The organism is Corallococcus terminator, from assembly GCF_049194865.1.
GTDB lineage: Bacteria > Myxococcota > Myxococcia > Myxococcales > Myxococcaceae > Myxococcus > Myxococcus terminator_A.
In genome coordinates, this window is sequence record NZ_JBLZWL010000060.1 from 1 (window position 1) to 21714 (window position 21714).

Sequence of the window (21714 nt, forward strand, 5' to 3'; positions counted from 1 at the left end):
GAGTCCCGCCCGCCGCCCCTGTCGCCTGGAGCCCCGCCCATGTCCGCCGCCCCCTTGCTGCTCGCCTGGCTCGTGTTCGCCAGCACGCCGGCCACGCCGGCCGCCGCCCCCACGAGCGTCTATGCCCTCGACGACGACGCCTTCGTCGCCCAGGCCCAGGCCGACTTGGAACAGCTGGAGCGGTACACCCGCGGCCTGCGCCGTCTCCAGGACGAGGTGAAGCAGTCGCGCGGCCTCTACCTCCAGAAGCAGAGCGTGCCGTACTCGCCGGACCAGAAGCAGCAGCTGCTCACCACGTGGGCGACCTTCTTCGACTACTTCGTCTCCACGGAGGTCATCCGTCAGCGCTACTGGGACTTCGTGAAGGTACCCTCCCTCACCCAGCCCAAGAAGCACGCGTGGGGCTTCCTGCTCACCCACGGCGCGCTCACCACGGAGCTGGCCCACGGCCTCACCTACGCGGAGCTCACCGGAGGCCGCAAGCAACTGGAGGTCATCCTGGACGAGCCCTCTCCCGAGTACGGCGTGCCCCCGCGCGCCTTCGCCCGCTTCAAGGAGAAGGTCATCCACGTGGCCACCACCACCCAGCTCTACACGGGCGACACGTACAAGGAGCAGCTCCGCCCGCTGCTGGTGAAGGCCGGCGCGATGGACGCTCCGCGCGTGCCCTGGGTGATGCAGGAGATGAAGCTCAACAGCGAGGTGGCCAAGGGACTGCTCATCAAGCGTGGCCCCACCATGTTCGCCAAGGCCGCCGTCGACGTCACCCAGGACTCCACCCAGCGCGCCTTCTTCCCCGTGCAGCGCGCGGTGGCCGAGTGGATGGGCGACACCCGCGTGCACCGCACCGGCCAGCCGCTCATCTCCCGCGAGCAGGTGCTGGGCATCCTCAAGCGGATGGAGCCCGGCGACATCATGGTGGCGCGGCAGAACTGGTACCTCTCCAACATCGGCCTGCCGGGCTTCTGGCCGCACGCGGAGCTCTTCGTGGGCACCGCGCCGGAGCTGGCCGCGTACTTCGACGAGGACGCGGACGTGAAGGCCTGGGTGGCCACGCTGCCGGGCAAGCCCGCGTCCTTCAGCGCGCACCTGGCCCAGGCCTTCCCCGCCAAGTGGGCCGAGTACTCCGGCAAGGACTCCCACGGCGACCCCATCCGCATCATCGAGTCCATCAGCGAGGGCGTCAGCTTCACCGGCCTGGAGCACGGCATGCGCGTGGACTACCTGGGCGTCATGCGCCCCCGACTGCCCCGCGTGGACAAGGCGCGCGCCATCCTCCGCGCCTTCACGTACCAGGGCCGCCCCTACGACTTCGACTTCGACTTCTTCTCCGACCAGACGCTGGTGTGCACGGAGCTGGTGTGGAAGTCCTACGCGCCCTCGAAGGAGACGCGCGGCCTGGCGGTGCCGCTGGTGGACGTCGTCGGCCGACGCACCCTGCCCGCCAACGAGCTGGTGCGCCTCTTCGACGCGGAGCACGGACAAGACAGCCGCCAGCTCGACTTCGTCGCCTTCCTGGACGGCCGGGAGGGCGAGGGGCTCGCGAAAGAGGCGGACGAGGCGGCTTTCCGTTACAGCTACCGCCGAGCCAAGTGGGACATCTCGCAGGAGTAGGCACGCACATGACGGAAGAAGTGGCCCAGGACATGCTGGAGCTGTCCGCCCAGCTCTTCGAGCGGATGATTTCGCAGCAACAGGCCAAGGTGCTGCGCCTGGCCCGCGAGGCCGTCCCCAACCTCACCCCCGAGGAGCTCCGCAATCCCCACGACTTCCCCGAACTCAAGGAACACCCGACTTTCGAGTATGAGGATGGAATCCTGGCGGGGCTGATTTCGGCTCAAATGGGGCTGCGCGCGGAAATCAAGGGGAGGCTGCCCTATGCACCGCCCACCTTCTGACGCTCGGTCGCCTGCCTTTGCCGTCCAGCCCGGTGTGGGTTAGTGGTTGCGGCCGTGAGCATCCCCACAGGATTCAGCCCGCCGCTGGCCCGGGAACGGTTGGTGTCGGCGCTGGCCGCGGAGCCTCCGCGTCTGGACCTGGCGGCGCTGGCCATCGCCACGCTGGACAGGCCGGAGCTGGACGCGCCCGCGTGTCTGCATGTGCTGGACGTCCTGGCGTGCCGGGTCCAGGTGGAGTCGGAGCGGATGACGGACAAGGGCGAGGCGCTCGCGCCCCTTCGAGCGCTGCGCCACGTGCTGTCGGACATCGAGGGCTTTCGCGGCAACGAGGACGACTACCACTCGCCCGAGAACAGCTTCCTGGACCAGGTGCTGGAGCGGAAGCTGGGCCTGCCGATAACGCTGTCCGTCGTCTATCTGGAAGTCGCGCGCCGGGCGGGCATCCCCCTGTACGGAGTGCCGTTTCCCGGACACTTCCTCGTCGCGCATGACGCGGGGGACCACAAGCTGGTGATGGACCCCTTCCATCAGGGCGACATCCTCACCGAGCACGGCTGCGAGGAGCTGCTCAAGCGCGTGGCCCCGCAGCTCAAGTTCGACCGGGCCATGCTGGCCCCGGCGCCGGTGGAGCTGATTGCCTACCGCATGTTGTCCAACCTGCGGCGGGTGTACCTGGGCCGCGAGGACCGCGAGCGCGGGCTGGCGGTGGTGGACCTGCTGCTGCTGCTGGCGCCGGACCACCCGGGAGAGCTGCGCACGCGCGCGGCGCTCCTGGCCAACCTGGGTGCGTACCGCGCGGCGCTGCGCGACGTGGAGCGGTGTCTGGAGTTGTCTCCGGAGGCGCCCGACCGCGACCGCCTGGAGCTGACGGCCCGCGAGCTGCGTGAGCGCGCCTCGCTGCTCAACTGAAAAACCCTCGAGGCCCTCGCCGTGTCGCGGGGGCCCGGAGTCTCATCCATGTCCCAGACGGTGAAGCCCTGGCGGCGACTGCGCCAGGGGCTGGAGCACGACTATCAGGTGATGAAGGTCCGCGAGGACAAGTGGGCGGACCCGAGGACGGAGCAGGAGCATCCGCGCGTGCGGGTGGTCTGCGCGGACTGGGTCAACGTCATCGCGGCGACGCCGGACGACACGCTCGTGCTGGTGCGGCAGTTCCGCTTCGGCATCGGCGCGGACACGCTGGAGCTCGCGGGAGGACTCGTCGAGGAGGGCGAGGACCCGGCCGTGGCGGCGGCGCGCGAGCTGGAGGAGGAGACGGGCTACGTGGCGGGCCGCGTGGTGCCGCTGGGCTGGATGCATCCCAACCCCGCGCTGCAGGACAACCGCTGCTTCATCTTCCTCGCGCGGGACTGCGTGAGGGCCCATGCGGGCCGGCAGGACGAGGCCGAGGACATCGCCGTGGAGCTGCACCCGCGCGCGGACGTGCCCAGGCTCATCCTGGAGGGCCACATCACCCACTCGCTCGTGATGGGAGCCTTCTTCCTGGAGAAGCTGCGCGAGGACGCGGCCGGCAAGCGTTAGGCGAGATTCACCTGCGCTCGCAGCCGCAGCCGCACGCGTCGAAGAAGGGCGTCTCGTCCGGGGCGCAGACGAACATGATTTGACGGCAGCCCTTCGGGTCCGTGGAGATGGCGCGGCGGTCCTGGGCTCCGGCGGCGCAGCGCGCGCGGGCCTCCTCCGCGACGAGGGTGGGAGACTCCGGCGCCGCGCTGTCCCCCGAGCCAAGGCTGCAGCCCATGCCCGCCATGACCGCGAGGAGCCCCACGGTGGAGTGGGCCATCCTGACGTTGAGCACGCTTGGACCTCCTCTAAGGCCCTCCGCGCTTGCTGGGCGCTCGTGGCAGGCGCTCAATCTGGCCGGCCTCTCCGACAAGCGGGAGCCCCGAAGGGCACGGGGTCAGGCCGGAGCGTGCTCGGGAGCACACTGCCCACGTCCTGGAGAGGACAGTGGGCAGCCCGCACGTGCCTCGCCTCAGCGCTTCGCGCGCTTGCGTGGACGCGGAGTCGCCTCCGCGCCGTCCTGCTTCGACTCCCGCTCCCACGTCCCCGAGCGACCTCCGGACTTGTGCTCCAGTTGGACGGCCTCCAGCACCATGCCCCGGTCCACGCTCTTGCACATGTCATAGACGGTGAGCGCCGCCGCGCACGCGGACGTCAGGGCCTCCATCTCCACGCCCGTGCGGTCCACCGTCCGCACCGTCACGCGGATGGACAGGCCCTCCTTCACGGAGTCCAGCGTCACCTCGACTCCGGACAGGGCGATGGGGTGGCACAGCGGGATGAAGTCCGGGGTGCGCTTGGCGGCCATGATGCCCGCGAGCCTCGCCGCGGCGAGCACGTCCCCCTTCTCCACCTTCCCCGCGAGGATGCGCTCCCGGGTGGCGGGCAGCATGCGCAGCAGCGCGGTGGCCACCGCCACCCGCTCCGTCTTCGGCTTCGCGCCGACATCCACCATCTTCACCGGCCCACCCCCCGCGCCACGGCCTGGAGCAGGTCCTCCACCACGTCGTCCGGGTCCTCCAGCCCCACGGACACGCGGATGAGGCTCTCGCGAATCCCCGCCGCCTCGCGCTCCTCGGGCGTAAACCGGCGCGCGCTGGCGCTGGCCGCGTGCATCACCAGCGTGCACACGTCCCCGAGCGACGGCCCCGGCCGGCCGACCTTCAGCGCCTCCAGGAAGCGCATGGCCTCGGGACGACCCGCGCCCCGGATTTCGAAGGACACCATGGGGCCGCCGTCCTTGAGCACCTCGCGAGCCACCGCATGGTCCGGATGCGAGGGCAGCCCCGGGTAGATGACCCGCTCCAGCAGGGGCGACTCCGCGAGCCTGCGCGCCACGTGCGCGGCGTGCTCGGCATGGGCCTTCATCCGCACCGGCAACGTGCGCAGGCCGCGCAGGGTGAGCCACGCCTCGAACGGCCCCAGCACATCGCCCGCCAGCACGCGCGCGGCGCGCAGCACGTCGACGCGCGAGCGAGCGCCGCTCACCGTCCCGCCCAGCGCGTCGCTGTGCCCGTTGAGCCACTTGCTGGTGGACTGCACCGCGTAATCCGCGCCCAGCTCCAGCACGCGCTGCCCCATGGGCGAGGGGAACGTCGCGTCCACCGCGAAGGCCGCGCCCACGTCCCGACACGCCTTCGCCAGCCCGCGCAGGTCCGCCACGCGCAAGAGCGGATTGGTGATGCTCTCCGCCAGCACCAGGCGCGGCCTCAGCTCGCGGATGCGCGCCTCCGAGCCGGGGTCCGTCAGCTTCAGCGCATGCAGCTCCACACCCAGCGCCGCGCACAGCTTCTTGTAGAGCGCGCGCGTGACGCCGTAGCCGTCCGCGGGCATCACCAGCCTGTCGCCGGGCCGGAAGTCCTGGGCCTCGAAGAGCGAGCGCAGCGCGGCCATCCCACTGGCATAGGCCACGCACGCCTCGGCGCCCTCCAGCGCCGCCACCGCCTCCTCGAGCAGCGTGGTGTTGGGCGCGCTGATGCGGGCGTAGGCGTAGTCCTTGCCATCCAGCGCGCCGTCCAAATCGTCGCTGCTGTCGAACCAGCTCACCGCCGACACGGAGATGGGAGGCGAGACGGGCACTGCCTTGCTGCCCGTCAGCCGCGTCCCGGCGTGCACCGCCAGCGTCTTCAGCTTCGTGCTCATGAGAGTCCTGTTCCGTCCCTGCTCGGCGCGCGGGGCCCGGCTCGAAAAAAGAGGCCGGCCCGTCATGGAGACGGGCCGGCCTGGAGCATGCGTCACGCGGTAGTGAGCGGGCTACTCGCCCTCCTCAATCAGCCAGCGCTCCGCGTCGATGGCCGCCATGCAGCCGGTGCCGGCGGCGGTGATGGCCTGACGGTAGTAGCTGTCCTGCACGTCACCACAAGCGAACACGCCTGGGATGTTCGTGCGGGTGCTGCCCGGCACCGTCTTGAGATAGCCGCCCTGGTGCGTCTCCAGGATGCCCTGGAACAGCTCCGTGTTCGGCGTATGGCCAATGGCCACGAACAGGCCCGTGGCGTTGAGCAGCTGGCTGTCGCCCGTCTTCAGATTGCGAACGACGGCGCCCGTCATTCCCTTCGCGTTGCCGGTGACTTCCTCCACCGCGGAGTTCCACAGGAAGGAAATCTTCGGGTTTTTGAGCGCGCGCTCCTGCATCACCTTCGACGCGCGCAGCGAGTCGCGACGGTGGACGAGGGTGACGTGCTTGACGATTTTCGCCAGGTACGTGGCCTCCTCCATCGCCGTATCACCGCCGCCCACGACGAGGACGTCCTGGTTCTTGAAGAACGCGCCGTCGCAGGTGGCACACGCGGAGACGCCCCGGTTCTTGTAGATGTCCTCACCCTTGACGCTCAGCCACTTGGCCGTGGCGCCGGTGGAGACGATGACGGTCTCCGACAGGACACGGCCAATGCTCTCCCCTTCGATGACGAAGGGGCGCTTGCTGAAGTCCACCTTCACCACGTTCTCCATGTGGATGACCGTGCCGAAGCGCTCCGCCTGCTTCTGGAAGCGGTCCATCAGCTCAGGGCCGGTGATGGCCTCCGGGAAGCCCGGGTAGTTCTCCACGTCCGTGGTCACCATGAGCTGCCCGCCCGGCACGCGCTGGGGATGCTCCAGCGTGGGCCCACCGGCGAACACCACCGGCTCCAGGTTGGCGCGCGCGGCATAGATGGCCGCGGTGTAACCCGCAGGCCCCGAGCCGATGATGGTCACCTTGTTGATTTTCTCCTCCGCCACGGGTGGCTCCTCCCTCTATTCCGTTGAGGCCGCGAAGGTACCAGAGGCCCTCGGGCGCGTGATACGAAGCTGGCCTCATGGATGCCGAGCTCCTCAAGAAGGTTGCGCTGTTCGAGGGTTTGACCCAGGGCCAGCTCGCCAAGGTGGCGCAACTCGGCCAGACCAGGGACTACCCTGCGGGCGCCTTCCTCTTCCGCGAGGGGGAGGCCGGCCATGAGATGTTCGTCGTTTCCCGGGGCAAGGTCCGCATCTCCAAGTCGGTGCCGGGCATCGGCGAGGAGGCGCTCGCCATCCTGGAAGCCGGCCAGTACTTCGGTGAGATGGCGGTTGTCGAGGACTCGCCGCGCTCGGCGGACGCCATTGCCCACATCTCCTGCTCGGTGTGGGTCATCGAGAGGTCCAAGCTGGACCAGCTCATGTTCACCGACAAGGACCTGGCGTACGTGCTCCTCTGGACGCTCGTCCGGACGCTGAGCGGGCGGCTGCGCGAGACGAACGAGAAGATCAAATCGTTCTTCGCCATCTCCCGCTTCTGACTCCAGGCCCGCACCACCCACCTCTCACGCCCCGAGAGGGGCCGTGGTGTGCCGGTGTCCGTCCGGAAGTCGGGCCGCTGTCGAGCGGGACGGGATGGGTAGGCGCACCGCGCCCCAGGTAGCGACAGCGGGCACACGCCTTGCTCAAGCAGCGCCCCGGGGAAGGTGGGCGGGATGGAGTGGAGCATGGGCGGGGCGTGGACGGGGAGCGGTGAGGCGGTGGGCGAGGAGTCGGTGGGGGTGCACGCGGCCGGGGGCATGGAGCAGTCCCGGGAGCGGCTCTTCCGGTTGGGGGCGCAGGCTCTCACCGACTCGGAGCTTCTGTGTGTCGCGTGGGGCCTGGCGGCGCGCTCGCGAGGCGGGCTGGAGGCGGCCGGGACGCTCTTGAGGCGCACTGGGGGGCTCAAGGCGCTGTTGCAGGCGGAGCCGGTGGAGCTGAAGGGAATCCCGGGCCTGGGGCCACGGCGGGCGGCGCAGGTGCTCGCGGCGCTGGAACTGGGCCGTCGCGCCCAGCGCTCTCCGGAGCGGCGCCCCAAGCTGCGCACGCCCCGGGAGATTCACGCGTACCTCACGCCCGTCATGGGGGCGCTGCGGCGGGAGGTGTTCCACGTGCTGTGCTTCAACGCGCGCAACGTGCTGGTGCATGACGCGCGGGTGGCCGAAGGCACGCTGAACACGTGCCCGGTGGACCCCCGGGAGGTGTTCGCCGCGGCGCTCGTCTCGCGCGCGACGGCCATCGTCCTGGCGCACAACCACCCCTCGGGAGACCCGGAGCCCAGCGTCCAGGACGTTGGGCTGACGCGGCACCTCGTCTCAGGGGCGAAGCTGCTCAACCTCAAGGTCCTGGACCACCTGGTGGTGGGAGACGGGGCCTTCGTGTCGATGCTGGAGCGGGGATTGCTCCCGGACGGGGAGTGGGAGCCGAAACGGGAATGGAACGTGGCGGGAGGAGGTGGGTGATGGCGGGGTGCCTTGTCGGGATGGTGCAGGTGGAGCTCTTGGAGGACACGCGGGCGCAGGTGGTGAGGCTGGAGACCGGGCGGGCCTGCACGGTGGAGCGCACGGAGCTGCCCGTGGACGCTCGCGAGGGAGACGTGGTGGTGGATGGGCGGAAGGAGCCGGAGGCCACCGCGCTGCGAGTGCTGGAGGTGGCGCTGAGGAGGGCCCGCCTGGCCGTCCCCGTGCCGCCGGGGCTGGAGCTGTGAAGAGGGGCGGAGCCCCGTTTCCGTTGACGGCCGGTCCAGGATGGTGAACATGCGAGCGATGTCGTTGGCCCTGCCCTACTTCGAGGAAGCTCAGCAGGGCCTGGTGCGCCACTTCGGACTGACGCAGTTCCGTCCCGGGCAGGCGGAGGTCATCTCCACCGTGCTCAGCGGGCGCAACACCGTGGTGGTGATGCCCACGGGCGCGGGCAAGAGCCTGTGCTACCAGCTGCCGGCCACGCTGCTGCCGGGGCTGACGCTGGTGGTGTCGCCGCTCATCGCGTTGATGAAGGACCAGGTGGAGCAGCTCACCGCGCGCGGCATCAGCGCCACGTTCATCAACTCGTCGCTGTCGGACCTGGAGCGGGCGGAGCGGCTGCGCCGGCTGCGGGCGGGCGAGTACAAGCTCTTGTACGTGGCGCCCGAGCGCTTCCGGAGCGCGAGCTTCGTCCAGACGCTCCTGGACGTGGGCGTGGACCTGCTCGCCGTGGACGAGGCGCACTGCATCTCCCAGTGGGGTCACGACTTCCGGCCGGAGTACGCACAGCTCGGCCAGGTGCGCAAGAAGCTGCGCCCCCCTCGCACGGTGGCGCTCACCGCGACGGCCACGCCGGAAGTGCGCGCGGACATCGTCCGGGTGCTGCTGATGAAGGAGCCCCGCGAGTTCGCCATGGGGTTCGACCGGCCCAACCTCTTCCTGGGCAAGCAGGAGGTCGGCGGGGACACGGACCGTCACGAGGCCTGCGCGCGGCTGGCGGCACTGGGCGGCAGCGGCATCATCTACTGCTCCACGCGCCGCGCGGCGGACGGCATCTTCGCGGAGCTGCACGGCCGGGGCTTGAAGGCGGTGCTGTACCACGCGGGCATGGATGACGACGCGCGCAGGCGGGCGCAGGACACGTTCATGTCCACGAAGGACGCGGTGGCGGTGGCCACCAATGCGTTCGGCATGGGCATCGACAAGTCGGACATCCGCTTCGTCGCTCACGCCAACATCCCCCGGGCGGTGGAGGCGTACTACCAGGAGATTGGCCGAGCGGGCCGGGATGGCGGCGACGCGCGCGCGGTGCTGCTGTTCAACCACTCGGACGTGTACACGCAGGAGCGGCTCATCCAGGGCAGCCACCCGTCGGAGGCGGTGCTCGCGGACGTATGGGGCGTGCTCCAGTCGGTGGAGGAGTTCGAGCGGGGCGTGCACGTGCTCGCGGGCATGGTGAACGCCAGCGAGTTCGAGGTCTCCGCGGCGCTGCGCATCTTCGAGCGGGCCGGGAAGCTGGAGCGCGGCGGACGGGGCGAGGGCGAGCACGGGCTGACGCTGACGGAGAAGGCGCAGGCCGCGAGCCCGCATGCGCCGGACGCGCAGCGGCTCTTGAAGTCGCTGCTGGAGACGTTTCCCCTGGGGCGGCAGGTCACCACGGAGCTGACCATCCTCGCGCGGCGCGTGGGCCTGTCGGTGGACGACGCGCGGCACGCGCTGGGCCTCCTGGAGAAGGCGGGCGTGGTGAACGTGCGACGGCCCTTCTCCGGGCGCTCCATCCGGGCGCTGGCGAGGCTGCCCTTCCGCGAGCTGGGCATGGACCTGAGCCACGTCCGGGAGCAGGAGCGGCAGAACCTCCAGCTCCTGCGGCGGATGACGGACTACGCCTACGCGGACCGGGAGCAGCGTTGCAGGCGTGGCGTCGTCCTCCACTACTTCGGGCAGCAGGACGTGGAGACCTCCTGCGGCAACTGCGACGTGTGCGCGCCCGCGAAGATGCCGGTGCTCCTCTCTTCGGGCGGACCATCCGCGTCCCGAGCCCGCCCGTCGGCCTCGTCACAGCCGGTGATGAACTACAGCGAGCTGGCCTCCACGGAGCTGCGGCGCTGGCGCAAGGAGCTGTCGAAGGACCTGGGCGTCGCGCCGTTCATCATCTTCAACGACGCCACGCTGCTCGGACTGGCGGCGACGCTCCCCATCGACCGGGAGACCTTCCTCACGGTGAAGGGCACGGGCGAGAGCCGCTGGGAGCGCTTCGGCCCCAAAGTGGTGGAAATCTGTTTGATGGCGCGCGCCGCGGGACATGAGCCCCAGGCTGCCCCCATGGCGGCGCCGCGCAAGCCTCGCGTCCGGCGCTCCCTGGGCATCAACTGACGAAGGCCCCCGTACCCGTAAGCCCCGAGACGGCTTCCGTCTCCAGGCTCCGGGCTCGAGGACGGCGAGGCTAGGCGCCCCCGCATCGGCGCATCACCCGGGCGAGGAGGTAGCGCAGACCGCCCATGACGGTGCCCACCACGAGGGCGAGCAGGAAGATGACCACCACCGTGGTGAGGCCGAAGATGAGGCGCACCGCGTACTCGGGGATGTGGCCGTTGAAGAAGGCCGTGCGCAGCGGCTCCATGGCGCCGACCAGCTCCAGCGCGCGCGCCGGCAGCGAGTCCAGCGACAGCGACAGGCGCTGGAGGAACTTCGAGGGGTACAGGCGAAGAGCACCCTCCACCACGACGCCCACCAGCAGGTAGAGCGCCGACAGCAGGAAGGCATTGCCCCACATGATGCGCAGCAGCGGGGACTCGGGCCCGGGGCCAGAGGAAGGTTGGCGCACGCTAGCGAGCCGCTTTCTTCTTGAGGGACGGCAGCGCCTTCTTTACGCGCCCCGCCTCCTCGCTGCCACCCGCCAGTCGGAGAAAAGCTTCATAGGACTCCACCGCCCGGGCCAGCTCCGCCGACTCGCGCACCAGCACGTCCGCCAGCGCCAGGTGCGCGGGCCCGTCCGTGGGCTCCAGCTCCACCGCCTTCAGCAGCGACGCCTTCGCCACGGCCTCCTGCCGCTGCTTCAGGGCCACCAGGCCCAGCGCCAGGTGCGAGCGGCCCTCGAACGGCGCCAGCCGCACCGCCTCATCCGCCGCTGCCCGGGCGTCCTTCAGCACCCCAGCGCCCAGCAGCACGCGGGCCATGGCTGCCTGGGCGAACGCCTTGTCCCAGACCGTGGGCGCACGCGAAGACAGGTCCTCCAGCGTCCGAGCCGCCCCTCGGCCACCGCTGGGGAGCTGGACGTAGAGCTCGCCCACCCGTCCACAGGTGGCATCCGAGCCCTCGCGCCGAGCCGCCGCGAAGGCCGCGTCCGCGTTGTCCACGTTGCCCTGGCGCAGGAAGGCGTGGGCAATCTCGCAGAAGGTGTCGGGGTCCTTCGGGTCCAGCTTGTTGGCGCGCTCCAGCGCGGAGAAGCCGCCCTTGGCATCGCCCGAGGCGAACAGGATGGCGGCGCGCAGCCGGTGCGCCTCCGCGTCATCGGGCGCCAGCTTCGCCGAGCGGCCCGCCGCCCCTTCCGCTTCCTTGCGACGTCCGGCATGGAAGAGGGCCAGCGCGAAGCCCTTGTGCGCGGCGGCGCTGCCCGGGTTGTCGAGCTGCCAGGTCTCGAACTGCTTGAGGGCCTCGGGCGTGCGGCCCATGGCCAGCAGCGTGCGGCCCAGCGCGTCGCGCGACTCACCGTGCGCGCCGTTGCGCTCCACCGCCTGCGTCAACGGCTTGAGAGCCATGTCCGGCAGGCCACGTGACAGGAGCAGTCGTCCCAGGGAACACGAGGCCTCGTAGTCGCGAGGGTCCTTCTGCGCCTCCTCGAACTGCGCCTGTGCCTTGTCGAAGGCGCGCTCACGCCAGTACACCTGCCCCAGCGCCAACCGCATGTCGTTGCGAGGGCGCTTGGACGCGGCCAGCGCCTTCTCGAGCAGTTCGCGGGCCTGCGCCGCGTTGCCCTCGGCGGCATCCGCCAGGGCCAACAGGGACACGGCCTCCGGAGGGTAGCGCTCGTTCACCCGCGTGCGAGCCAGCTCCGCGCGAGCGCGCTTCCAGTCCCCGAGCCGCGCGTACGCCGTGCCTCGCACCAGCGACACCTTGCGGCCGCTGTCGGCCTCCAGGCGCGTCAGCACGTCGCGCTCACGGTCCCTGTCCAACAGCGTGCGGCCCAGTCCTTCACGGGCCTCGTCGCTCTTGGGTTGCACCTTCAGGGCCGCCTCGTACGCGGACTGCGCCGCGTCCAGCTTCCCGGCGGCGCGACTGGCGGCTCCCAGCGCGAGCTGGAAGTCGAAGGCCAGCGGCCCCTGCGCGCCCTTCCCCAGCAGCGCGCGTGCCTCGTCGTGCTTGCCCACGGCGGACAGCAGCCGCCCGTGCACCAACTGCTGGCGCGACTTGAGGGCCGAGGGCAGCTCCTTGTCGTCCGCCAGCGGCGCCACGTCCGCGAGCGACGCGTCCAGCTCCTGCTCCAGCGCGAGCCGGGCCTCCGCCTGGCCGATGCGGGCCACGGCGTGCTTGGGGGACTTGGTGCGCGCCTTCTCGAACATCTCGATGGCGTGCGGGAAGTCCTCCGAGGCCAGGTAGTAACCACCCAACGCGACCAGGGCGCGCACGTTGGCGGGCGAGGTCCGCAGCGCGCGGTCGAAGCGCTCCAGCGCCTTCTTCTCGTCCTTCGCCGCCAGCAGCAGGCTCGCGGCGAGCGCCTGGGCCTCGGTGCTCTCGTCCGTGGACGCGAGCAGGGCGCGGCGCGCGGGCTCCCGTCCCCGGTCATCGGCCACGAGGACGTTGGTGGTGAGCACCAGACCCGGCGCGGACTCCTTCACGCCCGCCTTCTCCAGCGCCTCCAGCGCCTTGGTACGGTCCTCCGGCGACATGCCGTGGTCCGCGAAGAGGAGCGCGTGCGTCCAGGCCGTGAGGGCCCAGGCGCGGCTGCTGGCCTCGTCCATCTCCAGGGCGCGACCCAGTTGCTGCAGCGCCCCATCCAGCGAGGTGCGCGTGTCCTGGGTGATGAGGTCCTCGGCCCGGGCGAGCGCCTCGTTCAGCGTCTGGCCACCGGTGGCCGCGCGAATCCGGAGGAAGCCCACGACGATGGTGATGAGCACCATCGCCAGCGCCGTCACGCCGGCGACCTTCACCCCGTTGCGCTTGAGGAAGGACGTCTTCGCGGCCTCGCGCGCCAGCTTCTGCCGGAGCTCCTTCTCGTAGGCCGCGGTGAGCGCTTCCGTGTCCTGCTTGGGCTGCCCCGCCTTCGACTTCGCGCCGCTCCCGGCCGACTCGGAGGCCTCCGGAAGGTCGTCGAGCAACGAGCGCTTGGAGCCCGAGCCCCGCGTCGCGGGCTGCTGCACGCGAGCAGCCACGGGATTCTGCGCGGTCGGCTCCGGCGGAGGCAGGTCGCCCAGGAGCCCCGGCGCGGCAGCGGGAATCACCGGCTTCGCGGTGGTGAACTCGCTGGAGCGCAGCAGCACTTCCTCATCGGACTCGGGTGAAGCGGCGGGAATCACCGGCTTCGCGGTGGTGAACTCGCTGGAGCGCAGCAGCACCTCTTCGTCGGACTCGGACGAAGCGGTCCCCGGCTCCCTGTCCTCGGAGGACGGCGCGGAGGCTTCGGCTCCCTCCGTCGTCTCGGGAGCAGGCTCACGGCCCTCCCCTGCTCCAGGCTCCGAGCCAGAGGGCCCGGGAGCGTCGTCATCATCCGACAACGACAGGTCCAGGCTCGGAAGCTCGGACCCCAGCGACGGCCGCATCACCGGCAAGGGCCGATCAATCAACCCCAGCGAATCCCCCTTCGAGGACGCGGCCAGATGCTCACCAGAACGGGTACGAGCACCCACGGGCTCCGTGCCCGCCGCCGTCCCCGACGCCTCCGACGCCGAACCGGAGGCACGCACGCCCTCCGTGTCACCCTCGACGCTCGCGCGACCACCCGCCGCGGCGGCGCTCGCCAGGTCCGCGGCGGCCCGGGCTCCCGCGTTGCGCGAGGCACCAGGGCCAGAAGCCGTCGCGGCCTTCCCGGTATCGCCGAGCGCGGCGGCCCGGAGCCTCGCGGCGGCCATCGGAGACGAGGCCGCGGGCGCGGGCTCCGCCTCGTCACCATCGGGCTTCGCCTCACCGTCGGCCTCTGCTTCCGACGACGGCGCGGTCTTCTCCAGCCCCATCAGGTCCGCGAAGACGGGAGCCGGTCCACCGGCCAGCGCCTGCTGGGCCTGCTCCAGCCACAGCTTCACGCGGCCGTCATTCGGCTGCAGCGCCACCGCCTTGCGCAAGAGCGGCAACGCCGAGCGGTACAGCCCGCGCTGCAACAGCACCTCGCCAATCAGGTTGTAGGCGTAGGGGTTGTCCTTCTCGATGGCGATGGCGCGGTCGAACTGCTCCATCGCCTCCGCGGGGCGGCCCAGTTGGATGAGTGCCTTGCCCCAGAGCACGCGGCCCACCGTCGACGACGGATGGTGGGAGATGCCCTGCTCACACACCTCGATGGTGCGCGCCGCATCCCCTTTTTCCAGCAGGGCCTTGGCCAGTTCGACGAAGACGGAAGATGTGGGGTCCTGCCGGAGGAGCTGCTCGTAACGCTCCACCATCGACTTGGCCATGTGGGCTTGCGACTCCGGTGCTCGGGCGGGGAGCGGGACCATACCACCGTGCCCTCGTCCCGGGCGGCCACCGGATGCTACCGTTCCCCCTGTGAATCGCCTGCCTGCCCTGTTTCTCGCGCTCGCCCTGTCGGGATGCGCAACCGTATCCAAGAAATCCGACATGGAAGAACTCAAGCCCACCGTGGACAAGTTCCACCAGCTCATCCGGTGGAAGGACTTCCGGAGCGCCTCCCGCCTCCTCGTCCCGGAGCGCCGCGCGGCGTTCTCACGCGCCCGCGTCGAGCTCCACGACGAGCGGGACCTCTCCATCACCGACTACGAAATCGAGGAGGTGCGGCTGGACGCGGACGGGGCGCGCGCCACGGTGCAGAGCCGCATCCAGTGGATGCGCCTGCCGTCCGCCTCGGAGAACACCGCCGTCGTCATCTCGGAGTTCGTCTTCCGGGACGGCGTGTGGCTCCTGGAGCGGCAGGACGCGGGGCCCTTCGTGGACGAGCTGAAGGACTGAGCTGCCCTGAAAAGAAACCGCCCACCGACTCGGGGCCGGCCGAGGCGGTGGGCGCCGGGTGCTCCCCAATGGAGCACCCTACAAGAATCCGCCCATCGGCTCGGGGCCGGCCGAGTCGATGGGCGTCGGGAACTCCCCAATGGAGTGCCCTACAAGAATCCGCCCATCGGCTCGGGGCCGGCCGAGTCGATGGGCGTCGGGAGCTCCCCAATGGAGCGCCCTGAAATGTGAGCGGGGCGACGGTGTTGTTCAGGCCCGCGTCGCCGCGCGGTGACGTCGGAACCTAGAGCAATGGCGATGCCACTCCGCGCGCCGGGGGTGGCGCGCGGGGCTCGTCATGGAGATTCAAGGGCTTGCACTCGCGGCCGCCCGACTTCGAGGGGGGCTGGCCGTCTGGGTGCTGACACTCCTGTCAGAGGGTCCAGCCTCCGGCGTCGTGCCAGGCACGACAGCCGTGTCAGGGGACCCTCGGACTTTCCTTCCCTACTCGGCCTGCACGGCGCGGATGGTTTCGCGCATGGAGTGGTGAGGCTTCCAGTCCACGTCCTGCACCCACCGGCTGCCATCCACGGCGCACAGGAACTGGATGTGGTCCAGCTCCGGGGGCGGGAAGTTGGCGATCCGGTACTTGAAGAGCATGCCCAACAGGGGCCGGGCCACGAGGTGTGGGACGGGGATGGGGGAGTTGCCCAGCTCGCGCATCACCGCGGACAGGGGCACCTCGCCGGGGCCGACGACGTTGTAGACGCCCTTGGGCTCTGGCCGGAGGGCCGCCACCATGGCGCGCGCGACGTCCTCCACATGGATGAGCTGCACCATGGGGTCGAAGCCGGCCAGCATCCACGGGTGGCGCAGGCGCAGGTAGTTGGAGGGCGCGTTCTTGATGGTGGGCCCGACGATGTGCACGGGCCGCAGAATCACCGTCTCGATGTGCGGGTGCTTCCAGAAGAAGCCATGCGCGAGCATGTCCACTTCAATCAGGTCACGCACACCGGAGAAGCGGCTGGCCGCCATCAGCGGCGCGTCCTCGGTGAGGAAGTTGGAGTTGTCCGGGCTGGGTCCGTAGACGTTGGCCGAGGACAGCACGACGACCTTCTTCACGCCGTACTTCGCGCAGTACTCCAAGAGGCGCGTGGTGCCCACGACGTTGAAGGAATGGTGCTCCTCCTCGCTCATGCGCGGGTCATGCATGATGCCCATGTGGATGACGGCGCGGACCTCGTTCTTGCGGAAGACGTCCTCCGCCTTCTTCTTGCGCAGGTCCAGCTCGTACATCTCCACGTCTTTCGGCCGGCCCACGAAGGGACGCCGGTCGATGCCGATGATGCGCTCGTGCTTGTGGAGGAGCTTGGCGAGGGTGCGGCCGAGGTTGCCGCTGATGCCCGTGACGACGACGGCCGGTCTCATGGTGCGAGCCTCATAACACCGTCAGCTTGGGGGCGGGCGCTCACCAGAACACCCCGCGACGCTCCTTGAGCCCCTGGTGGAGCATGGACTGAATCGAGGCCTTCACGGTGCGGACCTTCTTGTCCAGCTCGCTGTCCTCGTCGTCCGGGCGTCCCGTGAAGTGCATCGGGTCGCCGTAATAGATGCGGTACTTGGTGGGCAGCGGGAAGGGCAGGCCCGTGGGAGTGACGGGGAAGGACGGGAAGCCGAGCAGCTTCGCCACCGGCTTGAGGTCCATCAGCGCGGGGGCCTGCTCCTCGGCGCCGACGACGGCCACGGGGACAATCGGCGTGCGCGTCTCCAGCGCCAGGCGCATGAAGCCCAGGCCGAACTCCTGGAGCTGGTAGCGCTGGGGCCACAGCTTGTTGATGCCGCGCAGCCCTTCCGGGAACACGAGGATGGCCTCGTCGGACTCCAGCAGCCGGCGGCAGTTCTCGGGCGTGCCGACAATCTGGCCCATGCGCGCCATGAAAGTGGAGACGTACGGCAGGGACGGCACCCACTTCTCCACCATGCTGCGCATGGCGCGGGGCGGGCTGGCCTCCAGCATCAGCGAGACGCCAATCATGGCGCCATCCAGCGGGAGCTGGCCGGAGTGGTTGGACACCAGCAGCACGCGGCCGGCGGGGACCTTTTCGATGCCGTAGGTCTCCACGCGGAAGTAGTTGCGATAGAGCCACAGGAAGGGCGCCACGGCCGACAGGCTGAAATCGAGGTTGTAGCCGAACGGGTCGACCCCGTACTCGTTCCCTGGCCGGGGCAGCGCCTGCATCCGCGATTTCTGCTCGTCATTGGCCAGGCGGTCGGTCCAGTCGCGCAGGCCCTTCTTCACTCGGTCGCCGAGTCGCTCCAGCATATCCCCGGCTCTTTACACCACCGGCTCTCGTACCGGGAGTGGGGAAACCGGGAGGTGGCCATCCGGGGTAACGTCGGAGGCCCGGCCCCATGCGAATCCCCCCTGCACCGCGTCTTCCCGCGCACCGGCCCCCGAGGTCGTCGTCCCGGGCCCGCCCGGAAGCCCACTTCCCGACACTCAGCGCGCTCGCCGGGGACGCAGGGGAAGCCGTGCACTGCGTGACGGCGTTGAAGCCCCGTGCCGCCACGAGTGGACGAATGCCCCGGTGTCCCCATGCCAGCAGGGCGTGACATCGCCATGTCTCGTCCCGCATGCGCGCGATGCTCATCCTGCTGGGCCTGGCCTGGCTCTTCTCGGGGTGCGCCGTGACGGCCGCCTCGGTCGCCATGTCAGCGCCCCGCCTGGCGCCGGTGGAGCAGCGCGCGCCGGTGCTGCTCGTCCATGGCATCGGCGACGACGCCAGCGCCTTCGACCTGCTGCGCGTCAGGCTGGAGCAGGCGGGCTGGCCCCACGTCCACGCCATCTCCCTGGTCCCCAACAACGGCAGCGAGGGGATTCCCACCCTGGCCCGACAGGTGGCCCACGAGGCCGAGGCCCTGCGCGCACGCACCGGCGCCCGCCGCGTGGACGTGGTGGGCTTCAGCATGGGGGCGCTCGTCACGCGCTACTGGGTGCAGCTGCTCGGCGGACGGCTGGTGGTGCGGCGCTTCATCTCCATCTCCGGCCCGCATGCCGGCACGGGACTGGCGTTCCTGGGCCGAGGCAAGGGCGTGTCGCAGATGAGGCCAGGCAGCAGGCTGTTGCGAGCGCTCCAGCAGGACCCTCGGCCCTGGGGCAGCACGGAGGTGCACAGCTTCTGGACGCCGTGGGATTTGACCATCCTCCCCGCCTCCAGCTCACGACTTCCGGGCGCCAGCGAGCGCAGGTTTCCCGTGCTGCTCCATCCGTGGATGCTCACGGACTCGCGCGTGCTGGACTCGGTGGTGGAAGTGCTCGGCTCGCCGTCGGTGGCCCGGTAGCGCTCACAGCGTGGCGGACAGCCGCCCGGCCGCGTCGCGCAGCGTGACGACGTCGCACTCGGACTTCAGCCAGCCGAAGATTTCGCGCAGCCGCTCCATCTTCTGAACCGCGCTGACTCGCAAGTCCCGCTGCTGGCGGACGAGCACGTCGGGAATCCCGTCCGTCGCGTCCAGCACGTCCACGCCATGCAGCTCGAAGTTGAAGAATGCGTCACGGCGGCAGGAGCGCCACGCCCCGCGCAGGGTGCGCAGCGGCAGCGTGGTGGCGAACGTCCCGATGAACGGAAAGCGCAGGGCGGGCGTCACCGCCATGGGCAGCTCCAGCACCGGGCCCGAGCCCCGTCGGTAGGGCCGCGTCGGGTCCGGGCGGTACGGCTTCCGGGGCGCGAGCAGCACGCCGGGCGTGTCGAGCACGGAGCGGGACGGACGCCCCAAGAGCGACAGCGCGCCCATCACCGCCGCCTTGGCCGCGTAGTACGGCGCGGCGGGGAAGGCGGACGAGCCATACCGGTACCCCAGCTCCACCGTGGCCGCGTAGAGGTCCGCGTTCAGCGTGTAGCCCGGCGCGCGGAAGCCCTCGGGACGAGCCCCCGTGGCCGCGAGGATGGCCGCGTCCGCGCGACGCAGGTCCTCCAGGATGGCGGCGGGGCCCCGGCGCGTGAGGGCGTAGTCATGGGCGTGGCTGTGGCTTGCCACCTCGATGCCCGCCTCATGGGCAGCGCGCATGCCCGCGGAGGCCACGGCGTCGGCCTCCAGGTCCTCGCCGATGGCGAAGAAGGTGCCCGGAGCGCCGAGCGTGTCGAGCAGCTCGCGGAAGCGAGGCACCGCCACCGCATGGACGAGGGAGCGTGCGCGCGAATCCAGCAGCGACTCCGGCAGGCCGTGGATGCGGCAGTAGTGCGGCAGCGAGTCGAGGTCGACGGAGATGGACGCCAGCCTCACGGTGCGCGCCCTCCCCGCTCAGGTGCCGCGAACTCGGATGACGTAGAACAGCTTGCCCACGTTCTTGAGCACGTTGGGCACGCGCTTGAAGAGGTGGATGGACGGCTGGCGCTTCTCGTGGAGCTGGATGGGGATCTCCATCACGTTCAGCCCCTCGCGCCAGGCGCGGATGACGAACTCGCTGGCGAACACGTCCATGTCCACCACGCACTTGTGGATGACGGGCAGCAGCGCCTCGCGGCGGAACGCCTTGAGCCCGTGTGTGTCCGTGCCCTTGAAGCCCAGCGTCACCTTCAGGAGCGTGTTGTGCACGCGGGTGGCCGCGCGGCGGATGAGGGGTCGCTGGTCGCTGGCGCCCTTGGCCGCCTTGGAGCCGATGACCATGTCCGCCTCACCCCGCTCCAGACGCGGCAGCACGGCGTCGTAGAACGTGAGGTCGCAGAGGTCGATTTCGTCGCAGACGACGTAGGTGCCCCGGGCCATGAGGATGCCGGCCTTGAGGGCGACGCCGTAGTTGGGGCGCTCCGAGTGGAACCAACGCAGGCGCGGGTGCTTCGCGCACAGCTCGTCCAGGATGCGCGGCGTGGCATCCCGCGAGCCGTTCTCCGCGAAGATGATTTCGTAGTCGAGGCCGCGCGCATCCAACCCCTGGCGGAGCTCGTCCGCCGCGGAGGTGATGATGGACTCCTCGTTGTAGACTGGGATGACGACGGACAGGTGCGGTGCCATGGAATCAGGTCCGGACAAGCGACAGTCCGGTCCGCCTAGCACGCTCCGCGCCACCCGTCGACAAGATGCGACGCGGCGCGCCTCGACTTCGTCAGCCGTTCAGCGTCCGGGCACACGCCCGCCCGCCGAGGATGGCGTCCTCCATGGACGAGTACTCCCACTGACCGTACCGGCCCGCCGTGAGGATGCCCGCGTGCTCCAGGAAACGGAGGATTTCCTCCTTCGCGGGCCCGTAGGCATCGTCGTAGAGCACGTAGGCGTGGGGAATCTCGCGGGCCTGGGCGAAGAGGACGTCGTCCGCGGAGTGGATCATCTGCGAGCGCAGCAGGTCCTCCACGGCGTACTTCTCCGCGGCGGCCGGAGACAGCTCGCCGTGGTGGCTGTACTCCACGTAGAACGTCGCGGTGTCCTTGGGCGCCAGCGCGTCGTACACCGCCGAGGGCGAGCCGATGCGGTACGTGTGGAACTCCGGCTCCGGCAGGTAGATCCAATGCCAGGGCTGCCGGTTGGCGCCCTTGGCGGCCACGGCGACGTAGGTGACGGTGGTGGCGCGCAGACGCTTCGCGGCGGCGACGACTGCGTCGGGCACGCCCGAGGCGCCCTGGGCCAACAGCCGCACCAGCCCCGGCAGCGACACGGTGGACACCAGCCCCGAGTAGGACAGCGTCCTGCCGTCGGACAGCACCACCTTGCGCGCCTTCCAATCGATGGAGGTGGGCTCGGTGTGGAGGCTCAGCTCGCCGCCCTTCAAGTCTCGCAGCATGGCGCGCGCCAGGCTCTCGATGCCGCCCTCGCGCGGGTAGACGAAGGACGCGTTGTAGCCCACGGCGTCGCTGCCGGCGCCGAGCGCTCCGTCCACCACCTCCTTGAGCGACGGACGGGGCACGAAGCGCCCCACCCAGGCGGCGGACAGCTCGCGCGGGTGCACCGTCCAGAGCTTCTGGTTGTAGGGCACCATGAAGTTCTTCGCGAAGCCCTCGCCCATGTAGCGGAGGATGAACTCCTCGAAGTCGCGAGGCTCCCGCTCCCGCAGCGCGCGGCCCTTCTCGCCGTAGATGGCCTCCACGTAGCCGACCAGGTTCTCCGCGACGACGTCCGGCGGCAGCCCGTGGGTGTTCACCTGGTACGGGAAGCGCGTGAAGACGCCGCGCGTGAAGATGCCCGCCTTGCGCTGGATGCGGACCATCTGCCCCGGCAGCCAGCGCGTGTTCACCAGCTCCTGGATTTCGGCGTCCCTCAGGTGGAGCCAATGGCCGGTGGGGTCGAAATAACACCCATCGATGACCTCGGTCTTGATGAGGCCGCCGACCCGGTCCGACTTTTCGATGAGGCGCCAGGGCTTCTGGAGGAAATGGGCGGTGGACAGCCCCGCGAGCCCCGCTCCCAGGATGACGATGGGTTCCATACCGGGTCGGTCCTACCACCTCCGCCCAGTGAGGGGGGAGCCGAACCCTCCGTGCCAGGGGCGCGAATTCTCAGGCCCCCTCGGCCGCCCG

At 70.2% G+C, this 21714-nt stretch carries 21 protein-coding genes; 10 read left to right on the plus strand and 11 right to left on the minus strand.

The annotated features are described in order from the left end of the window. Positions 1 to 39: 39 nt before the first annotated feature. The 4 genes from ACN469_RS19605 to ACN469_RS19620 all read left to right on the plus strand — a co-directional run bounded on the left by ACN469_RS19605 (position 40) and on the right by ACN469_RS19620 (position 3419). Positions 40 to 1614, plus strand: a complete 1575-nt coding sequence (locus ACN469_RS19605) for a YiiX/YebB-like N1pC/P60 family cysteine hydrolase (RefSeq protein WP_498770155.1) — start codon at positions 40 to 42, stop codon at positions 1612 to 1614. 8 nt (positions 1615 to 1622) lie between these two features. Beyond that, complete coding sequence (locus ACN469_RS19610; protein WP_141649139.1) at positions 1623 to 1898, plus strand: hypothetical protein; 276 nt, start codon at positions 1623 to 1625, stop codon at positions 1896 to 1898. Positions 1899 to 1982: 84 nt separating this feature from the next. Further along, positions 1983 to 2807: a SirB1 family protein gene (locus ACN469_RS19615; protein ID WP_498770157.1), complete on the plus strand. Its 825-nt coding sequence runs from the start codon at positions 1983 to 1985 to the stop codon at positions 2805 to 2807. Positions 2808 to 2855: 48 nt separating this feature from the next. Further along, positions 2856 to 3419 carry an NUDIX hydrolase gene (locus ACN469_RS19620; RefSeq protein WP_498770109.1) on the plus strand — a complete coding sequence of 188 codons (564 nt, stop codon included), beginning with the start codon at positions 2856 to 2858 and terminating at the stop codon, positions 3417 to 3419. Between the two features lie 7 nt (positions 3420 to 3426). Here ACN469_RS19620 and ACN469_RS19625 read toward each other — a convergent pair whose 3' ends face one another. The 4 genes from ACN469_RS19625 to trxB all read right to left on the minus strand — a co-directional run bounded on the left by ACN469_RS19625 (position 3427) and on the right by trxB (position 6617). Then, positions 3427 to 3693, minus strand: a complete 267-nt coding sequence (locus ACN469_RS19625; protein WP_498770111.1) for a hypothetical protein — start codon at positions 3691 to 3693, stop codon at positions 3427 to 3429. 177 nt (positions 3694 to 3870) lie between these two features. Next, a complete protein-coding gene (gene moaC, locus ACN469_RS19630) occupies positions 3871 to 4359 on the minus strand; it encodes a cyclic pyranopterin monophosphate synthase MoaC (RefSeq protein WP_498770113.1) in 489 nt (162 codons plus the stop codon). Next, entirely contained in the window at positions 4356 to 5540 is a 1185-nt protein-coding gene (locus ACN469_RS19635; RefSeq protein ID WP_498770115.1) for a trans-sulfuration enzyme family protein, read from the minus strand. The genes moaC and ACN469_RS19635 overlap by 4 nt, the downstream gene beginning before the upstream one ends. Before the next feature lie 111 nt (positions 5541 to 5651). Continuing rightward, positions 5652 to 6617 (minus strand): thioredoxin-disulfide reductase, encoded by a 966-nt coding sequence (trxB, locus tag ACN469_RS19640; protein ID WP_498770117.1) that lies wholly within the window; start codon positions 6615 to 6617, stop codon positions 5652 to 5654. A 77-nt stretch (positions 6618 to 6694) separates the two neighbouring features. On the opposite strand from trxB, the gene ACN469_RS19645 reads away from it, so the two are divergent. From ACN469_RS19645 to ACN469_RS19660, 4 genes are all read left to right on the plus strand, one after another. Next, a complete protein-coding gene (locus ACN469_RS19645; RefSeq protein ID WP_498770119.1) occupies positions 6695 to 7153 on the plus strand; it encodes a cyclic nucleotide-binding domain-containing protein in 459 nt (152 codons plus the stop codon). A gap of 186 nt (positions 7154 to 7339) precedes the next feature. Continuing rightward, positions 7340 to 8113 carry a RadC family protein gene (gene radC, locus ACN469_RS19650; RefSeq protein ID WP_498770121.1) on the plus strand — a complete coding sequence of 258 codons (774 nt, stop codon included), beginning with the start codon at positions 7340 to 7342 and terminating at the stop codon, positions 8111 to 8113. Beyond that, complete coding sequence (locus ACN469_RS19655; RefSeq protein WP_498770123.1) at positions 8113 to 8358, plus strand: DUF3006 domain-containing protein; 246 nt, start codon at positions 8113 to 8115, stop codon at positions 8356 to 8358. The genes radC and ACN469_RS19655 overlap by 1 nt, the downstream gene beginning before the upstream one ends. Positions 8359 to 8398: 40 nt before the next feature. Next, positions 8399 to 10486, plus strand: coding sequence for a RecQ family ATP-dependent DNA helicase (locus ACN469_RS19660; RefSeq protein ID WP_498770125.1), 2088 nt, complete (start codon positions 8399 to 8401; stop codon positions 10484 to 10486). A 70-nt stretch (positions 10487 to 10556) separates the two neighbouring features. Here the strand turns inward: ACN469_RS19660 and ACN469_RS19665 are convergent, their stop codons facing one another. Beyond that, on the minus strand, positions 10557 to 10886 hold the full coding sequence (locus ACN469_RS19665; protein ID WP_498770158.1) for a hypothetical protein: 330 nt from the start codon (positions 10884 to 10886) through the stop codon (positions 10557 to 10559). Positions 10887 to 10938: 52 nt separating this feature from the next. Beyond that, entirely contained in the window at positions 10939 to 14715 is a 3777-nt protein-coding gene (locus ACN469_RS19670) for a tetratricopeptide repeat protein (RefSeq protein ID WP_498770127.1), read from the minus strand. A 163-nt stretch (positions 14716 to 14878) separates the two neighbouring features. On the opposite strand from ACN469_RS19670, the gene ACN469_RS19675 reads away from it, so the two are divergent. Next, complete coding sequence (locus ACN469_RS19675; RefSeq protein ID WP_498770129.1) at positions 14879 to 15226, plus strand: hypothetical protein; 348 nt, start codon at positions 14879 to 14881, stop codon at positions 15224 to 15226. 483 nt (positions 15227 to 15709) lie between these two features. Here ACN469_RS19675 and ACN469_RS19680 read toward each other — a convergent pair whose 3' ends face one another. Next, on the minus strand, positions 15710 to 16633 hold the full coding sequence (locus ACN469_RS19680; protein ID WP_498770131.1) for an SDR family oxidoreductase: 924 nt from the start codon (positions 16631 to 16633) through the stop codon (positions 15710 to 15712). A 40-nt stretch (positions 16634 to 16673) separates the two neighbouring features. Beyond that, the gene (locus ACN469_RS19685; RefSeq protein WP_498770133.1) at positions 16674 to 17528 is read right to left on the minus strand and encodes a lysophospholipid acyltransferase family protein; all 855 of its coding nucleotides are present in this window, start codon (positions 17526 to 17528) and stop codon (positions 16674 to 16676) included. A 311-nt stretch (positions 17529 to 17839) separates the two neighbouring features. Here ACN469_RS19685 and ACN469_RS19690 point away from each other — a divergent pair, with 311 nt between their 5' ends. After that, positions 17840 to 18547 (plus strand): esterase/lipase family protein, encoded by a 708-nt coding sequence (locus ACN469_RS19690; protein WP_498770135.1) that lies wholly within the window; start codon positions 17840 to 17842, stop codon positions 18545 to 18547. A gap of 3 nt (positions 18548 to 18550) precedes the next feature. Here the strand turns inward: ACN469_RS19690 and ACN469_RS19695 are convergent, their stop codons facing one another. From ACN469_RS19695 to ACN469_RS19705, 3 genes are all read right to left on the minus strand, one after another. After that, complete coding sequence (locus tag ACN469_RS19695) at positions 18551 to 19489, minus strand: polysaccharide deacetylase family protein (RefSeq protein WP_498770137.1); 939 nt, start codon at positions 19487 to 19489, stop codon at positions 18551 to 18553. Positions 19490 to 19507: 18 nt separating this feature from the next. Continuing rightward, positions 19508 to 20218: a glycosyltransferase family 2 protein gene (locus ACN469_RS19700; RefSeq protein WP_498770139.1), complete on the minus strand. Its 711-nt coding sequence runs from the start codon at positions 20216 to 20218 to the stop codon at positions 19508 to 19510. A 91-nt stretch (positions 20219 to 20309) separates the two neighbouring features. Beyond that, positions 20310 to 21623, minus strand: coding sequence for a protoporphyrinogen/coproporphyrinogen oxidase (locus ACN469_RS19705; protein ID WP_498770141.1), 1314 nt, complete (start codon positions 21621 to 21623; stop codon positions 20310 to 20312). Positions 21624 to 21714: the final 91 nt, after the last annotated feature.

Excerpts from the sequence above, each read along its gene's own strand:
- ACN469_RS19635 (WP_498770115.1), bottom strand. The coding sequence starts at position 5,540 with ATGAGCACGAAGCTGAAGACGCTGGCGGTGCACGCCGGGACGCGGCTG.
- ACN469_RS19605 (WP_498770155.1), top strand. The coding sequence starts at position 40 with ATGTCCGCCGCCCCCTTGCTGCTCGCCTGGCTCGTGTTCGCCAGCACG.
- ACN469_RS19690 (WP_498770135.1), top strand. The coding sequence starts at position 17,840 with ATGCGCGCGATGCTCATCCTGCTGGGCCTGGCCTGGCTCTTCTCGGGG.
- ACN469_RS19700 (WP_498770139.1), bottom strand. The coding sequence starts at position 20,218 with ATGGCACCGCACCTGTCCGTCGTCATCCCAGTCTACAACGAGGAGTCC.
- ACN469_RS19655 (WP_498770123.1), top strand. The coding sequence starts at position 8,113 with ATGGCGGGGTGCCTTGTCGGGATGGTGCAGGTGGAGCTCTTGGAGGAC.
- ACN469_RS19680 (WP_498770131.1), bottom strand. The coding sequence starts at position 16,633 with ATGAGACCGGCCGTCGTCGTCACGGGCATCAGCGGCAACCTCGGCCGC.
- ACN469_RS19665 (WP_498770158.1), bottom strand. The coding sequence starts at position 10,886 with ATGTGGGGCAATGCCTTCCTGCTGTCGGCGCTCTACCTGCTGGTGGGC.
- ACN469_RS19685 (WP_498770133.1), bottom strand. The coding sequence starts at position 17,528 with ATGCTGGAGCGACTCGGCGACCGAGTGAAGAAGGGCCTGCGCGACTGG.
- ACN469_RS19610 (WP_141649139.1), top strand. The coding sequence starts at position 1,623 with ATGACGGAAGAAGTGGCCCAGGACATGCTGGAGCTGTCCGCCCAGCTC.
- radC (WP_498770121.1), top strand. The coding sequence starts at position 7,340 with ATGGGCGGGGCGTGGACGGGGAGCGGTGAGGCGGTGGGCGAGGAGTCG.
- ACN469_RS19705 (WP_498770141.1), bottom strand. The coding sequence starts at position 21,623 with ATGGAACCCATCGTCATCCTGGGAGCGGGGCTCGCGGGGCTGTCCACC.
- ACN469_RS19675 (WP_498770129.1), top strand. The coding sequence starts at position 14,879 with ATGGAAGAACTCAAGCCCACCGTGGACAAGTTCCACCAGCTCATCCGG.
- ACN469_RS19670 (WP_498770127.1), bottom strand. The coding sequence starts at position 14,715 with ATGGCCAAGTCGATGGTGGAGCGTTACGAGCAGCTCCTCCGGCAGGAC.
- ACN469_RS19660 (WP_498770125.1), top strand. The coding sequence starts at position 8,399 with ATGGTGAACATGCGAGCGATGTCGTTGGCCCTGCCCTACTTCGAGGAA.
- ACN469_RS19620 (WP_498770109.1), top strand. The coding sequence starts at position 2,856 with ATGTCCCAGACGGTGAAGCCCTGGCGGCGACTGCGCCAGGGGCTGGAG.
- ACN469_RS19645 (WP_498770119.1), top strand. The coding sequence starts at position 6,695 with ATGGATGCCGAGCTCCTCAAGAAGGTTGCGCTGTTCGAGGGTTTGACC.